This is a genomic window from Streptomyces spinosus, from assembly GCF_020400655.1.
GTDB lineage: Bacteria > Actinomycetota > Actinomycetes > Streptomycetales > Streptomycetaceae > Streptomyces > Streptomyces argyrophylli.
Genome location: NZ_JAINRC010000019.1, coordinates 182,883 through 198,567, shown reverse-complemented (window position 1 = coordinate 198,567; position 15,685 = coordinate 182,883). Strand labels below are relative to the sequence as shown.

Annotated in this window: 7 protein-coding genes; 4 read left to right on the top strand and 3 right to left on the bottom strand. The window is 66.6% G+C overall.

The genetic code is table 11. The features are described 5' to 3' along the window. From LG395_RS32505 to LG395_RS32490, 4 genes are all read left to right on the top strand, one after another. Positions 1–1,337, top strand: a 1,337-nt coding sequence (locus LG395_RS32505; RefSeq protein ID WP_225812246.1) for a helicase associated domain-containing protein, incomplete at its 5' end; no start/stop codon positions are given. 155 nt (positions 1,338–1,492) lie between these two features. Next, the gene (locus LG395_RS32500; protein ID WP_225812245.1) at positions 1,493–2,293 is read left to right on the top strand and encodes an alpha/beta fold hydrolase; all 801 of its coding nucleotides are present in this window, start codon (positions 1,493–1,495) and stop codon (positions 2,291–2,293) included. 865 nt (positions 2,294–3,158) lie between these two features. After that, complete coding sequence (locus LG395_RS32495) at positions 3,159–3,455, top strand: hypothetical protein (protein WP_225812244.1); 297 nt, start codon at positions 3,159–3,161, stop codon at positions 3,453–3,455. 292 nt (positions 3,456–3,747) lie between these two features. Beyond that, on the top strand, positions 3,748–3,951 hold the full coding sequence (locus LG395_RS32490; RefSeq protein ID WP_225812243.1) for a hypothetical protein: 204 nt from the start codon (positions 3,748–3,750) through the stop codon (positions 3,949–3,951). Positions 3,952–4,464: 513 nt separating this feature from the next. On the opposite strand, the gene LG395_RS32485 is transcribed toward LG395_RS32490, so the two are convergent. The 3 genes from LG395_RS32485 to LG395_RS32475 all read right to left on the bottom strand — a co-directional run bounded on the left by LG395_RS32485 (position 4,465) and on the right by LG395_RS32475 (position 15,177). Next, positions 4,465–4,764 carry a barstar family protein gene (locus tag LG395_RS32485; protein ID WP_225812252.1) on the bottom strand — a complete coding sequence of 100 codons (300 nt, stop codon included), beginning with the start codon at positions 4,762–4,764 and terminating at the stop codon, positions 4,465–4,467. Continuing rightward, on the bottom strand, positions 4,761–11,324 hold the full coding sequence (locus tag LG395_RS32480) for an RHS repeat-associated core domain-containing protein (RefSeq protein ID WP_225812242.1): 6,564 nt from the start codon (positions 11,322–11,324) through the stop codon (positions 4,761–4,763). The genes LG395_RS32485 and LG395_RS32480 overlap by 4 nt, the downstream gene beginning before the upstream one ends. Before the next feature lie 217 nt (positions 11,325–11,541). Next, positions 11,542–15,177, bottom strand: coding sequence for a LamG-like jellyroll fold domain-containing protein (locus tag LG395_RS32475; protein ID WP_225812241.1), 3,636 nt, complete (start codon positions 15,175–15,177; stop codon positions 11,542–11,544). Positions 15,178–15,685 lie beyond the last annotated feature (508 nt).

Sequence of the window (15,685 nt, the reverse complement as noted above, 5' to 3'; positions counted from 1 at the left end):
TCCTCGGTGAGGATGAGGATGTCGATGACCTTTTGACGTCGGATGCCTACGGGACCCTGGCGAAGGTGCTCGGGGCGCTGCGGGCGCACGACGCGGACACGATCGAGGCGCTGGCCGATCCACGGCAGCGCAGTGGACGCCGGACCGGTGACGAGGACACCCAAGTGCCCCTGTCGGAGTTGGATTTGGGGGCTGCTGGCGCCGAGGGCGAGGACCAGGCGGACGAGGACGGGGACCAGGGCGCCGGGGACGATCGCGAGGCGGACGAGGGCGGCGGGGATGACGTGTGGGTGAGCCAGGCCGCGGCGGGCCTGCTCCGCTTCAGCAGTCCGCGCGATCCCGCGTTGGTGGCGCAGTTCGTGCGCCTGCGGGTGATCGATCCGGAGAAGGCGTACTGGCGGCGTGGGATCGCGGCGGCCACCCGGTGGCGGAGCGAGAACGGCGGCGGGCAACTGCGGGTGCCGTACGACTACGTGATGCCCGAGGACGAGTCGGCCGGCGCAGCCGCAGGATTTCCGCTGGGGCGGTGGGTGGCCGATCAACGCCGCTACTACAACGCCGGGACCCTGGAAGCCTCCCGCGTCAAGCAGCTCGAGAAGCTGGGCATGGTGTGGTCCCACTACGACGTCGCCTGGGAAGAAGGTCTCACGGTCGCGCGATCGTGGGCCGCCGCACACGGGCACTTCCTGCCCCCGGTCCAGGCGGTCGGAGACGGCGGCTACCCCATCGGGGTATGGGCCAAAAACAGGCGGGCGGAGGCCCGCAGGGCCATGGAGAACGCCGAACGGCGCGCCGCCGGTCAAACCGTGCCCGTGGGCGCTGGAGAGCTGCCGGAGAGCCGTCTGGCGGCGTTGGAGGCCATCGACCCGGGATGGTGCCCGCTGGGGTGGAGCGTGGCCTGGCAACGCTGCTTCACCCTCGCCCGCATCCACGTACAGGCCGGGGGCGCGCTCCCCGAGACGGCCGGTGAACTCGTGGTCCAGGGCGAAGACCTCGGGGCATGGGCCGTCGCTCAGCGCCACGGGTGGGACAAGCTCTCCCCCGCGCGGCAGTGGCTCCTGGACAGCACGCTCGGGCTGGAACCCGCCGGCCCCGCAGCCCGGCCCGGGAAGCTCACCGCAGGCGACAAGTGGGCGCTCAACCTCCGCGCCGCCCGGCAGTTCCACGCCCGTGAAGGGCACCTGCGACCGAGCCGGAAGCATGTCGAGCGCCTGGACGTCGACGGCGTGGAGGTCGATATCAAGCTCGGCATGTTCCTGGACAACACCCGGCGCCGGGCCGACAAGCTCACCCCCGAACGATGCGCCGAGCTGGACCAGCTCGGCATGCGCTGGTAGGGCGGACCAGACACCGAAGGGGGTGACGGGCAGTGAACGCGCCCCACCTCGTCGCCCTCGTCCGGGCCGGAGCCCGCTTCGAGGGCGGCCGGCTCGTCGAGCGACCCGAGGCGGTTGCGGCATGATCGAGGCCAGCCGATTACCTGGGGGCCGACGTGGCATGGTCCGAACACGTGGTGGCGCGAGACGGCGTCCGGCTTTCCTGCCGGGACTGGGGCGGGACGGGACAGCCCATCGTGCTGCTGCACGGCCTGGCCGGTCACGCGGGTGAATGGGACATGCTGGCCGGGCGCCTGAGCTCCAGATACCGCGTCGTCGCGGTCGACCAGCGCGGGCACGGCGCCAGCGAGCGCCACCCGCAAGACGTCTCCCGCGCCGCCTACGTCGCCGACGTCATCGCCATTGTCGATCAGCTGGCGCTACAGCGGCCCGCCCTGGTCGGCCAGTCGCTGGGCGGACACACCGCCATGCTCACCGCCGCCGCACATCCCGAGCGTGTCCGCGCACTCGTGCTCGTCGAGGCCGGACCCGGCGGCCCAAACCCGAACGGCCCCGCAGACATCGGCGGATGGCTCGACTCATGGCCGACACCATTCCCCTCACGCGAAGCGGCAGCCGCATTCCTCGGCGGCGGACCGGTCGGCGCAGGCTGGGCAGCCGGACTGGAGGAACGCGAGGGCGGATGGTGGCCCCGCTTCGACCGAGACGTGATGGTCCGCTCACTGGCGGAGAACGCCCGGCGTTCCTTCCGGCACGAGTGGGAGCAGGTCGCGTGCCCCACCCTGGTCGTCCTGGCCCAATCCAGCTTCATCCCCGCGCAGGAAGCCGACCAAATGCTCCGGCAGCGACCCGCCACCATGGCCATGAGCATCCCCGGCACCGGCCACGACCTGCACCTGGAGCAGCCCGAGATCCTGCACACCGCGCTCGCGGACTTCCTCGACGGCCTCACCTGAAACCCCTACGCGGTCACAACACCACCAAAGTCGGACCCCACTCATAGCCACCGATCCACAGGTCTTGACAATTACTCCCGCCCGGGCCCCCGGACCTGCCCGCCCCCAGCCACCGACAACGAAATGGGCCCCCGACTCCGTCGGCGGCCCATCACGAATGATTGAGGTGTACAGATCTGCCCTCAGCTGGACCGCATACTCCTCATTTGAGGGTCGAAGTAGACCAATCCCAGATGGCTAGCTATTTGCGCGACATAGACTGACGCCTCATCCGCACTGCCCCAGGCGAGTGAAATGTAAGCATAAGGGCCACTCGCTCCTTCAGAAAGGGGAATCGCAGCCCAAGGAGTTTCTTCTCCTACACCCCTATCTGGCCATCGTTCGGTCAGAGCCTTCAAGAAGTCAGCGATGACATCCGTCACTGGCGACAGCTCGTCGACTTCGAGGTGTTTCTCGTAGAGGCGATCATGCTCCTTAGCCGCCTCACGATCGCTTGAGGGCCTATCACCCTGCCAGACAGCTAGATCGTAACTCATTCCCTGCTCATCTCGTTGGTTGTCTGGAACCCGGAGCGCGCCTGGTTCAGCGACGAGGAACTGACCGCCATCGGGGACGCACTCGGACATCCAGTGCAGCAAATCAGGGCCCACACCTGACACGCCTCAACCTGACCCGACATCACGAGTTCAAGTTGAGAAGCCGATCTGAGGTCCCCGGCCGGGCCGCGCCGGTGAGGGGGCGAGCTGGCGCGGCGCCAGCCGCCCTCGCCTTGGTGGGAGAGGCGTGCTTTCCGGCCAGTACTCGCAGGTAGCGGTACGGGAGGCTGGCTGGTGGGGGCATGATCGCGGTTGTGTTACGTGACGACATGCCCGCTTGCGTGCGGTGGGAGATCCTGATGCACGAGCGGTTCAGCGACGTGTGGATCTGTAAAGACCTGGGCCGAGCAACGACCGGCGCGGATCCTGCTGAGCTGGGGCGGGCCGTTCTGGCCGCCTACCTCGCCGGCCGGGACAGCCGAGGCGAAACATTCCGCGTTCTCGTACGCACCGACCACGGCCACCACGTCGTCATCACGGCCGACCAACTCACCGACCCCGGCTGGGAAGCGGACCCGGCCGTCTGCCAGCTGCTGCCCGCCTACCTTCGCAACGCCCTCGCCTGACGCCGAGGCCGTGAGGTGGCCGTGACGCCGTCGGCGTAGGTCTGCTCCGTCTTCTCGGCCATCCCGCCTTCGGCCGGCGTGACGCGTTCCCGGGACGCAGACCCGCCAGCAGGCCTCGGACAACGTGCCCGGCCCGACCCAGCGCGGAACGCGAGCCCGTCGCTCCTTACTCGGCGCGGCGGCGTGCGGTGAGGGGCCGCCGGTGGATTGGGGGTTGCTGCAGGAGCTCTAGGACATGGTGGGACCGGTGAAGCGGGCCAGCGATGAGGAGCTGGTGCGGGCATGAACCGTGTTGGCCGGCCTGCGCTGGATCTATGCGCTCTGCGTCCTGCACCGACTGCTGATCCCGGACACCGCGGCCCTGGCCGCGCTGCGACAACGGATCGACGTATGGGGCATGTTCCCTGTTATGGGGCACATGATCGGCGTCAGCCCCTCCCCCACGCAGTTCACCGCGACCGCGTCCGAACGTGACGAGGTCACGGTGGAGGCATAGAGCTCCGGCCCGCAGCCGCCCTCAGGCCCGGCGACCAGGCGTGGAGAGCGTCCACGAGGCCCAAGCAGTGGCAAAACGGCGGCCGGACGGTCACAGTTCGTAGCAAAGAGCGATAGGCACGAACGCGCTGGTAGTGCGCCTGTAGCCGAGCGGCACGATCTCCTCCAACGGCTTCCATCTCTTCGCGCTATCAAGAGGCCCCGCTGCTGTGCCCCGACCACCGCCCGATGACCCGAATAGGGATTCGAGCGGACGAGGTTGAACGTCAAGCGAAAGGCGCCCTCAACTATGCGGCCTTGGGTCAAGCGCCATGACCAGCGACATTTTCCAGCTGCGACGGGTCTGTATCACGCAGGGGTTCTTCACCCCGGTTTCTCGCCACTATGCAGCCAGGACTACTGCCGCCCAGATCCGATGCATGGATTGCACAGATCTGGGCGATAGACGGTGCCGCAGTGGGGACACAGTTCTTACGACATCCCAACCATAGCGCTACACCGCGAGTGCTACCTCCTATTCGAATCGCACAGTAAAGCGATCATCCCATCCGTACTCTTCGTCCTGCTCTTGAACTCTGAGCAAGAGAGCCCGGAGATCGTCAAACGCCACTACTCCCATAGCTTCTCTACTGGCTTCCGAGTTCCGCCAGATGAGTTCGATGGGTCTCTCGACATCTGTCGAGAGACGATCCCAAAGGGCTGCCGCATTCGGGCGGTAATAGGGGCCAAAGTCGAACTTTTCCGCCAGTACCTTGTGGAACTCTTCAGGAGAATTAATCTCCGCGCCACTGATTTCGACGATGATGACGATCACTTCCAATTTGGCAGTTGATAGAAGGACTCGTAATGATCGCTTGTAACATAGGCGAGTCCATCGTTTGAGTAGAGTAGCCGCGTGCCTGGCTGTTTCGCCCGTGTCATGCTGGAGTCGATGCCGATGTCCGCTTCATACCACGTCCGTCCGGTCGTCGACGGAAGCCTTACCTTTCCATCGTTCCGATAGGGATCACCGCCAAGTTGTGCCCCCGGTATCTTATTGCCCAGCGCCTTCCCTGGCTTCCAGCCTTGCGCAGCCGCCTCGTCTTTCGTCACGTAGTTGCTGGGCAGCTTCCCTGTTGTTCTGAGGCTTTCCACAGCGTCATTGGCCAACTCTGCGGTCGCGAGATCCTGCTTGAGGCGTGCCCCCGCAGCTGCTGAAACCGCCCCAGTCCCCACTATCGCGCTTCCGCCGGATGCGCCTCCTGTCGCTACCTCCGCGATTTCCGCGGCGCAGACCGGAGCCGCGGCCAGGCATCCTTCGCCTAGGGCGACGGCTACCGGCGCAGCCACCACCGCAGCAGCTAGGCCACCAACTACCCCCAAAACAACCTTCTGCCAGGTTGCGAGCTTGGGCCGGTCGGCGAGGAGGTCCTCAGCAGCCTGGTTCGCCGGTTGAGGATAGCTACCCGCAAGCAAGGTCCAGCGGGGCTGTTCCTTCTTCACAGGTTTCGGGTCGGGGCCCTTCTTGAACACGACACGCGCTGACTTGACGCCCCCGTCCGTGTGGACGGTGACGGTCATGGTGCCGCTTCCGGTACCGCCGCCCGCCTTCTGGTACTGGAACGTCTTGGTGTAGGTCTGGGTGGAGACATAGGTCCAGCCACCCTTGCCGTTTGCTTCCAGGTTGTCGTAGTAAGTGCCGCCTCCTTCGCTGCACCCGTACTCACACTGCGTTCTTGGCCGCAGGCCAGTGGGGTCGGACTTGGTGACGGGGGTGTTGTTGGCGTAGGCGTAGCCGTTGAGGGACTCGTGGTCGTCCGGGGTGAGGACAGGGTCGACGGAAAGGAAGCGTCCGGTGGCCGGGTCGTACTCGCGGGCACCGATGTGGGTGAGTCCGGTGTCGGTGTCAGCTGGTTTACCTAGGAAACCCTTGTCGTCAGGCCAGGCAGAGGGTGCTGTGCCGCGAGACTCGCCGAATGGCTTGGTGTAGCGACGGGTGATGGCCTGGGTGGTGGCGTCGACCGTCATCGAGGCGGTGCCGTGGTGGTCGTCGACCATCCAGGACAGGCCGGTCTCGGTGCGGACGGCAGTGGCGTCGCCAGCTGGGTAGTAGCGCTGGGCGGTGAACTTGTTCGCGGCGGTGTCGTAGTGGAGTTCCTGGCCGGCTAGGTAGAGGACCGTTTTGTCCGGGCCGCGGCGGATGAGAAGTTCACCGTTGGCGTCGTAGAGATAGTCGGTGGTCTTGGCGCCTTCGGTGAGGTGCGTGAGTTCTCCTTCGATGTCCCAGACGAGGCTCTGTGCGGCGCCAGTGGGGCTGTACCGCTTGGTGGTGTTGCCCTGCTCGTCGTAGGCGTAGGTCTTGGCTGTACCGCCGTTGACCGTGACGGAGGTCAGAGTGTGAGGCTGGCCGGTGCCGTTGGCGTTGACGGCGGGGTAGCCGTAGGCCGTTGTAGTGGTCTCACCGGTTGCATTGTGCTCGGTCTGAGAGTCGCGCAGGCCGCCGGGCTTGTAGGTCCAGCTGGTCCAGTACGGGGCCGGCCCGCCGAGGGCGTTCGCCGAGCGGGCGGTGGCGCAGTCGTTGGAGGACGGCGTCCAGGCTTCGGTCAGACGGCGGTAGCCGTCGTAGGCGAAGCACTGCGTGTCCTTGCCGTTGGCGTTGTCGGTGATCGACTTGACGTTGCCAGTGGTGTCGTAGACGTAGTCGACGTCGCTGGTGTAGCCGGTGTTGGTCTGGTCCACGGTGTGGGTGTTGGTCAGGCGGCGGGTGCCGTCCTCGTAGCGGTTGAGTATCTGGAGCTGCTTGGCGGCCGTGGAGGTGCCGAGCCGGGTCTCCTCGATCTCTCCGTATGGGGAGTAGCCGATGTTCTGGACGTAGTCGGTCATGCCGTCGGTGCCGGTGAGCATCCCGAGGCTGTTGTATGTGCTGTGTATGGTTTCGGCGGGCAGGCCGGCCACCGCCGGCAACGACGTGGACTGCACGGTGCCGTCGATGTTGTACACCGTCGACGTCGTGAACGTCTGCGGCGCGCCAGCAGGGGTGACCAGGGGGTCGGTGGCGGCGATGACGGTCTTGTTGCCCTTGGGGCGGCCGAGAGCGTCGTAACCGGTAACGACCTGCGAGTAGATCTTGCCGGAGGTGCCGCCGACATAGCGGATCGACGCGGTCGGCTGTCCCTTGGCGAGGGTGTCGTAGGTGAACTTGGTCAGCCGGTGGGCGTCGTCCTGTACGCCGTCCCAGGTGCCGGTCTTGCGGCCGAGCTCGTCGTAGTCGGTGATCAGGGTTCGGGAGGCGCCGTTCAGCGTCGACGTGGCGGTCAGCGGCTGGTCGACGTCGTTGTACGTGGTGTCGATCTGGCCCTTGTCCGCATCCGTCGAGGTGGTCATGCGCCCGCGTAGGTCGTAACCGTACGTCCAGACCGAGTCGTCCGGACCGGTCATCTTCTTGATCTGACCGCCGGGCGTGTACTCGTACAGGGTGCGGGTGTAGTCAGTGCCGGTCGGAACGGGACCGGCGTACTCACGGCGCTCGGTGACCCGGCCGCGGGCGTCGGTGAAGGTCATCGTGCCCATGCCGCCCTCGGCGGCGGTGACGGCAGTACGGTCCGCCAGCTTGTCGGTCTTGGTGCGCCACTTCTCCTGGTTGTAAACCCGGAAGATCGACTCGGTGGGGCGGCCGGCGGCGTCGAAGACCGTCTCGGTGGAGGCGGGCACGGAGCCGGGGAAGGTGTTGGCCAGGGTGCCAGAGGGTGCGAGGTTGTCGTGGACCTGGCTGTTGGTGATGTACGCCAGGCCGCGGTCGTCGTACAGGGTTTCGGAGATCACCCGGCCACCGTCCGGCGCGGGCATCTGCCTCTGGCGGGAACGCAGCAGCCCGTCGAAGATTTCGTAGGCGCTGTTGTAGGTCTGTCCGTCCGCCTTGAGGGCGTCGGTGCGGACCCAGGTCTGCTTGTCGTTGTTGATGCTGTAGGCGTAGACGATGCTGGCCGCGTCCTTGAGCGCGCGGGAGCGGTCCGGTTTCCACACCGACTGCAGGCGGCCGAGTGCGTCGAAGGCCCACTCGGTGACGTTGCCGTTGGCATCGGTGGTCTTGGTGGCCGTGCCCCAGGCCGGATCGACCTCCGTGGTGGAGGTGAACTGTTGGGGAGACGGAGAGGTGGTGGTCTTTGACGTCATCGGGCCGTAGCCGGTGTCGTCAGGGACGTACGCCGTTCGGATTGTGCGGTTCAGGGCGTTGGTCGCGGTGAGCGGACGGCCGAGCTTGTCGTAGGTGGAGGCGGAGACCTGCTGGTAGACAGGGGCCTTGTCGACCGGGTTATAGCTGGCCACCCGATAAGAAGCGGTAATCTCGCCCTTGGTGGGTGCCACCCCGACCGCCTGGCCGTCGTAGGCCGTGGTGACGTCGGAGACGACGTCGTCGGGGATCGTCGGGATGGTCGCGCAGGGCACCGAGTACGTCTCGGTGCGCGAGACGAGATTGACGAGCCAGGCCGAGGTGTTGCGGGCGTAGCTGGTGCGGATGCAGGATTCGTCGCCGGTCTTGGCGGTGTCGCCGCTGTCCTCGACGGTGATCGGCATGCCGTACGTGGTGTCGTACGTGGTCTTCTGGTTGACCGTGCGGGTGCCGGTGGAGGTCTTGGTGCGGGTGCTGGTTTGGCCTGCCTGGACGATCCAGGAATCGGTGGTGCCCCAGCTGTAGGTGTGGCTGCCGGTCTTGTAGGACCAGGGCGTGTTGATGGTGCCGCTGTCCTCGTCGGCGCCGTTGTAGATGATGGTCTCGCGGACGAAGCCGGCGTACTGGCGGGAGTCGTCGATGGCGGTGCCAGTGGAGTCGGTGACCTTCTCCACACGGGGGGTACCGTCGAGTTCCTTCTCGCCGTCCAGGCCGCGCATGTACAGCGTGGACTTCTTCGAGCGCGGACCCTCGTTGTCGCCGGAGGTCTCCACGACCTTGCCGTAGCCGCGCCACTGGGACCAGGTGCGGTTGGAGGCCTTAGTGATGCCCTCGTCGTCGGCGTAGCCCCAGCCGGCGCCGCCCTGGTAGTCGTAGTACTTCTCGGCCGTGTCGCCGTGGCCGTAGGGGTCGTCCTGGAGGACCGAGGTGACGACGTACTTGTGGAACCAGTCGGTGACCGGGGCCGCGCCGGACTGGGACCACTTGACGGGGAAGCAGCGGCGGGTGTTCTTGTCGATGTTCGCCGGCATGCTCGAACCCCAGATGCAGTCGGGGTCCGAGTAGTTGACGGTGATGGTCGAGCCGGTCTCGGTCTGGATGGTCCGCACGCGCCACTTGATGTAGCGCAGTGTGTCCGGGCCGCTGCCCTCGACGTGGTTGGGCATCTGGATGCCGCCGAAGACGACTGGCGGCATGGCGGCCGCGGTGGTGTTGGCCTTGCCGGTGTTCTGGATGGACTTCAGCCACAGGCTGGCCGAGGAGGCGTCACCGGTATCGGGGAAGTCCTGAACCATGTGCCAGGTGTCGACGTCCCGGCGGGTGGTTCCGGTGCCGGTCCACACCGAGGTGGTGATGTCGGTAAGGCGCTTGCGGGTGAAGAATGCCGGGCCGATCTGGGTGGTGCACTTGGTGCTGGCCGCGCAGATCATGTCGAACGGAACGTCGGGCCAGTTGGCTTTGGTAGCTGCGGTCAGGCTGGAGCATCCGCCCGAGACGATGCAGCGCTCGGCGTACGTGAAGCTCACCTGCTGGGCGGCGGGCTTTGTGTAGATGAGGTCGCTGCGCAGGCCATAGTCGATGCGGTTGAGGTAGCCGCCGCGGGTGTAGCTGGTGCCGTTGACGGTGGTGTCGGCGTTCTTGGAGTAGTAGTTCGTCTCCTTGGTGTACCAGTACGTGGCGGCGTTGTTGTGGGTGTCCACGACGTAGTCGAGGTTCCAGCGCCAGGCCTGGGAACAGGAGGAGTCGGCGAAGCCGGTGGACTTGTAGCAGGGCTCGCCGGAGTCGTCGCCGAAGACCGGGACTGTCCACACGGAGTTCGTGACCGGATCGTCGTCGGTTGTGTCGGTGGTGCCCTTGTCGCTCCAGCCGGGCATCCGCTGCTTGCCGAAGAAGTACTGAATGCCGGAGGCGTCCGTGACCTTCCAGTACTCGGTGTTGTTGTCGCCGTTGCCGGTGGCGCCGGTCAGGTGCTCAACGCGGGTGCCGTCCTCGTTCTTCACCTTCCACGAGCCGCCGGACGCTTCGGACAGGGCCGCGGTGTCGCACGCCGCCTTGTCGGCGCAGGTGTTGACCAGTTCGACGGCCTTGCCGTTGAGGACCAAGGTGGCGTTGGCGTACTTCCAGCACAGGTCTCCCTTGCCGGACTGGCCGTCGTCCTTGCAGGAGGCGTACTTACGCTCGATGTAGGACTCCGTGAACGAGAATCCTTCGCCGATCACGGAGGTCTGGTTGTTCTCTCCGGCCGTGCGGCCGTCCACGGAAGCGGAGTCGTAGGAGATGGACAACTCGGGGGACGGGCCGGCCGTGGCCGGGGGAACCCGCAGCGGGTAGTTCCAGGTGAAGTCGCCCGTGCTGCCGCCGGCCTCCCAGGTCGCGGTCGGGGACAGGGAGGTGGCGCTGTAGTCGCCTCCGCCGCCCGAGCTGTCGGCCGACGCCGCCAGCAGCATAGGGGTGCCGACGTCCAGGGCGCGCGCGGAGATGGTGCCTGTCAGGGTCTGGGACTTCGCGTCGTTGTCCGCGCCTGCCACGGGGATCTGGGTGCGGCAGGACTTCTTCTGCGGGGTGGTCAGTGCACACGCCGGGAGCGTCACCAGGTGCAGGCGCGGACCGTAGTTGCCGCCGTAGACGTCGTTGAACGTGGAGTAGTCGAGAGAGACTCGGAGCCTGTCGGTGTCCCCGGCGGCGGCTTTCGCCGGGTCGAGGGTGAGCAGGACGCCGTTGACTCCTGCCTTCTTCGCGACGGCCTGGGAGTGGACCTTGAGCGTGACCTTCTCGGCGGGACCGGTGGCTTTCGCCTGGGTCTTGGTCGTGGCCTTTGCCGACTTGGCAGCCGTGGTGGCGGGCTCCTGGGCCAGCTTCACGCCGAGGCCGCCGACAGTGACAGCGGCCTCGGCTGTCGCCGTCACCTCGGCCGTGGCCTGACCGGCCTTGGGCCAGGCGGCATTCTTCAGCCGTTCCCGGGTCTTGCGCGATGCCGGGGCGGCCTTGTCCTTGGGTGCCTTGGACGTGCCTGGCTTGAGTACGCCCACTTTGTCGATCTTCGCGTCAGGCCGGTTCTCCAGGTGCTTGCGGGCTGCCTGAGGCTGGGCCTGAGCGGCGAAGTCGTAGCCGGAAGGGACCACGACTTGCGGCAGGAGGGACAAGGAGGCCACGAGCGCGCCGCGGCCGAGCCAGTGGCGCAGGGTTGCTCCCGGCCAGCGCGTGCGGAAGGGTGGTGAAGACACAGTTACTCTCCGTGTTCGGAAAACGGGTGGTAGACGCTCGTTGCGGCCGTGTCGGCGCCGCGGAGCGCTGTTCTGGAAGCGCGCCTACCGAAATAGGCGCACTGAGAGGGGAATAGAGGACGTCCGAAACGGGCCTGGCGCAGCACAGAGTGGTGGGCCGAATCGAGAGGGGGTGGGCCTGGGCGGAGCGTTGTCGCCCCGCCCAGGCCCACTCCTCCTACTGCTGCTCGGTGTTGTACCGGTTGGCGATCGTGTCCGTGGAGGTGGCACCGGCCCAGACGCGGACGCTGTCGATCCTTCCGGGGAAGTAGCGCGACGCAGCGCCGTTGATTTTCGCCCGACCGATTTCGAACGCGCCGCCGCCCTGCCAGGGGGACGAGTAGGCAACGCCGTCCTCGTCCCCCATCAGCGCGCTGTCGACGTGCAGCTTGAGCGCCCCGAGCTTGGAGGTGTCGTCCGGGTCGGCTGCCGCCTGGGCGTCATAGACGACCGTCAGCATGGTCGGGACGCCCAGCTGGGCCGTGGTGAACGCGGTGGAGTCACTCTCGGTCCAGGCTGCCCCGGTGCCGTCCTTGTCCGGACGGCCGAAGGTCCATCGGCCCTGCGTGCTGCCGGCTGGCTGCTCGTACCAGACGCCCCAGGAAGACTGGCTCGTTCCGGACTGGCCGAATACCTGCACTGCGTAGGATTTGCTGGTGTCGGCGAGCTTGGCCGGGTCCAGCGTGACCCAGGCGGTCGCGGTGAACGAACCGGAGTCGTCGACGACCGGACCAGTGGCGGTGGCATACGCGCTGGTGCCGTTCAGGGTCATCGTCTGCTTGGTGGTGACCTCTTCGCCGATATCCGGGTCGCCGACGGTGTACTGGGTGAGCGCGGCCCCGTTGAGGGTGAGGTTCCGGCTGAAACCGCTGGTGTCCTTGACCGTGGTGCCCGTCGCGTTGGCCATGTCGGTGGCGTCCCACTTGGCGACCAGTGCCGGGACCGGGTCGCCGGCGGTGCCGTCGCTGAGGTCCTCGTCCTCCAGCCATGCCTCGTGAGCGATCTCGGTGTCCGCGAGCGCGCGGGACCAGACCTTCACCTCGTCGATGGTTCCGGAGAAGTTCTCCTGGCCGGCACCGTTGTACCAAAGCCGCCCGACCTGCAGTCCGCCGGACGCCTTCCACGGGGTGGCCGTGAACGGGGTCGGAGTGCCCTGCGGGACGCCGTTGACGTAGAGCTGGAGAGTGTGCCCCGCCGCGTCGTAGACACCCGCCAGGTGGGTCCAGGCATTCAGGGCCGGCGGCTTGGTGCCGATCGAGCGCACGATCACGGGATCGACGACATCCGTCTGGTGGCGGTTGAAGATCCAGGCGTTGTAGGAGCTGGAGTAGTACAGCTGGAAGCCGGATGCGTTCGTTCCCGCCTGGGACAGGACGGTGTAGTTGACGTCCTTCTTCGTCAGACGGGCCCAGGCAGAGACGGTAAAGGACTTGGTGGTGTCCAGTACCGCACCTGCGGTGGACAGGTAGGCGCTCGTGCCGTTCAGCTTCGCCGCGCCGGAGCCGCTGCGAGCGAGGGTGTCCCAGGTGGTACCAGAGTTGGTCAGCGGGTGCTGGGTGGCGGTGGTGGAGTCGGTGAGGGTGTTGTCCAGGTGCCAGATCCCCGAGGGCATCTCGGCGCCCTTCACCAGGAAGCTGTAGTAGCCGGTGAGCGAGCTGTGGTTGGCCGCGTCGAATCCCCAAACCTGGATGGTGTTTTCCCCGGCCTGGTTCGGCGGGATCGACTGCGTGGTGGCCGTCCCCTGGGGAACGGTTATCGGCGGGGAAAGCGGGCCGCTGTTCAGCTTCCACTTGTAGGTGACGACGTCCGACTGGATGCCGGGCGTGCTGGGGTTGGAATCTCCGGGGGTGAAGGTGAACTTGCCCGGCGTGCCGACCCCGCCCGCGGCAGGATCGGTCTCCGCCGGCTTGTAGAGGCCGTCCGCGCTGGTGATCACCGGGGGCGGTGGGGAGTCGGTGTCGATGCGGAAGTAGCACCAGGACGACCAGGCGGAGTCCAGGACACCTGTATCGCCCCGGTCCGTCTTGTAGTACGCCTGTGTCTTGACTCGCATCCGGTAGTTGGTCTGTGCTGGCAGGGCGCTGGTGGAGGCATCTCGGCTGGCGTTGTCGGCGACCCAGGCTGCGTCCGGTGAGGCGGCGTACCAGGCGCGGCTGGATCCGTCGGCCTTCCACACCTCGAACATCGCGCGCAGCTGGGCGTTGGCGCCGTCCGCCGACTGCACCGTGGCCAGCATCTTCGGCGTGGTGTCACTGGTTGAGAAGGGCAGCGTGGAGGCGTTGCAGGCCCGCCCGGTGGTGCCTTGCTGGACGCCGTACGAGGTCGGCTTGTCCGGGTAGGAGACGTAGGTCACCGACAGCTTCGCGTCGTTGCGGAATCGGGCCCAGGCGGCCGCGTCGGACTCGTCGTGCGCGGTCAGCGAGAAGGTGATCTGGGACGTCTTGTTCGCGGCGTAGGAAGCGAGGGTGGTCGTCAGGTTCTCATTCGTCTCCCCGCCGGAAACGTTGTCACTGAAGCGCACCCAGTTCGCTGGCTGCGACGGGTCGCACAGACTGCCTCGCCCATAGGCCACATACCGGTCACCCATCAGATCGACCGCGGTGGGGCGGTTGGACCAGGTGGTACTGGAGGAGATGCCGGCGTTCACGCGGTTCAAGTCGTACCAGTGCGGATCGCAGGTGAACGTCCACACCTGGTACACCTCCATCGTCGCGTCCAGGATCTTCTTTCCGTGGATCGACGACAGCGGGTACTCGAAGTACATGCGCTGGGTGTACGGGCTGTTGGAGCAGAGGTAGCCGGCGTAGTTGGAGCAGCGTCCTACGCCCTTGTCGCCGTCGAACTCCCAGTACTTGCTGCCGTTGGAGGCCAAAGCCGTCCAGTCGCCCAGTGCGATGCTTTTGGTCGGCGGGTCGATGTACAGCGGGAAGACGGTGTCCTCGCCGTGGAGCAGGGCTGGATCGGGCGTGATCTCCAGGGTGGTGCCGGTGACCTTGAGCGGGATCTCGGCTGTCACGTCACCGCTGCCGGGGCCCTCCATAGGAGCCGGCTCTCCCCCGGCAGCAGGCAGCGGAGCCGCCTCCGACCCACCATCGACATCCGATGAGGCTGCGGTGCGCGCGAGTTGCGTGCTGACGCCGGTAGCAGAGGTGGCAGTGTCCGCGGCCGGGGCATCACCGGCTGAGTCCCACATCCGCCCCGCCGGGCCCTCGAAGACCGGAGTGCCGTCCCCGTCGCGCGCGACGAAGCCACCGTCGGCCGTGGCGGCGATGTCGAGGCCATCGCCGGAAATGGTCATCCTGATCGTCTCGAGCGCCGGGTTCTGCGCCGCCTCGGCAGTCTTCACCACGAGCACCGAGGTGTAGCCGGAGCTCAGCGCGGTCAGTTGCAGGTCGACGTCCGGGAAGACGCCCGGGTAGGTGGCGGTGTCACCATCGAGTCGGGGCTCCGGGAGCGGGGTGGGCCAGCCGAGCTGCAGCTGGTGCCCCTTGTCCTTCAGCGTGACCAGATCGTCGCCACGCCCGCCGCCCGAAAAGGTGACATTGGCCGTCGTGTTACCGGCCCGCACAGACCCGTCGGCCTCGTGTACGAGGGTGGTGTCGATCGGGGCCCAGGTGCCGTCGTCCTTGCGGGCACGGACCGGAGCCGCGTTCATCTCCCGCGTGAAGGTGCCGTCCGGATTGGCGAAGACTTGCGACGACTCAGTCGTCGCCGCATCAACGGCCACCCGTTCACCAGTCTCGGCCGCGAGAGCGCTCGCCTGCGACTCAGAAGTTCCGCCAGCCGCTCTCGAGACCGCCCCGGCTTCGGTCATTGCCGGTGTCGTACCGGCGGCAACCGCCGGATACGCACCCCCCAGGAGCGTGACGGCTATCGCCCCATTCCGCACCGCTTGGCGCCAGCCGTGCCGCTTTTTCCGCGTGAACACGCCCCACCCGTCCCCTTAACTTTTCATTTAAAAGAAGTTGTGAGGATCATGTGGTGACTGATCAACTAGGTCAACGGTGTCGCGCGTCACGTTGACCTGCCACCGCCCTGGTGATAGGCGCAGCAGATCAGCCACAGACGTGATGAAAGCGCTGATACGAGTGCGCAGATTATTAGCATCTAGCCGCCTTCGCGGGGAGGCAGCTGCGGGTCTCAACTGAAATGCGCGTATCACGTCGACGCACCCCGAAATGGGCCCTCGCGGGATGTCTGAAAATCGTCCGCAGATTCCCGGGCGCACCCCCAACAAGCTCTGCACAAGTCCGGCATCAGGCGCGGATCAGGCGCATTCGGCGGCGCGACCATCCGGCCCCCTGGTGAAGGACCTCGCGTAG

Coding starts and splice junctions, on each gene's coding strand:
- LG395_RS32495 (WP_225812244.1), top strand. CDS start 3,159: ATGCCCGCTTGCGTGCGGTGGGAGATCCTGATGCACGAGCGGTTCAGC.
- LG395_RS32475 (WP_225812241.1), bottom strand. CDS start 15,177: ATGACCGAAGCCGGGGCGGTCTCGAGAGCGGCTGGCGGAACTTCTGAG.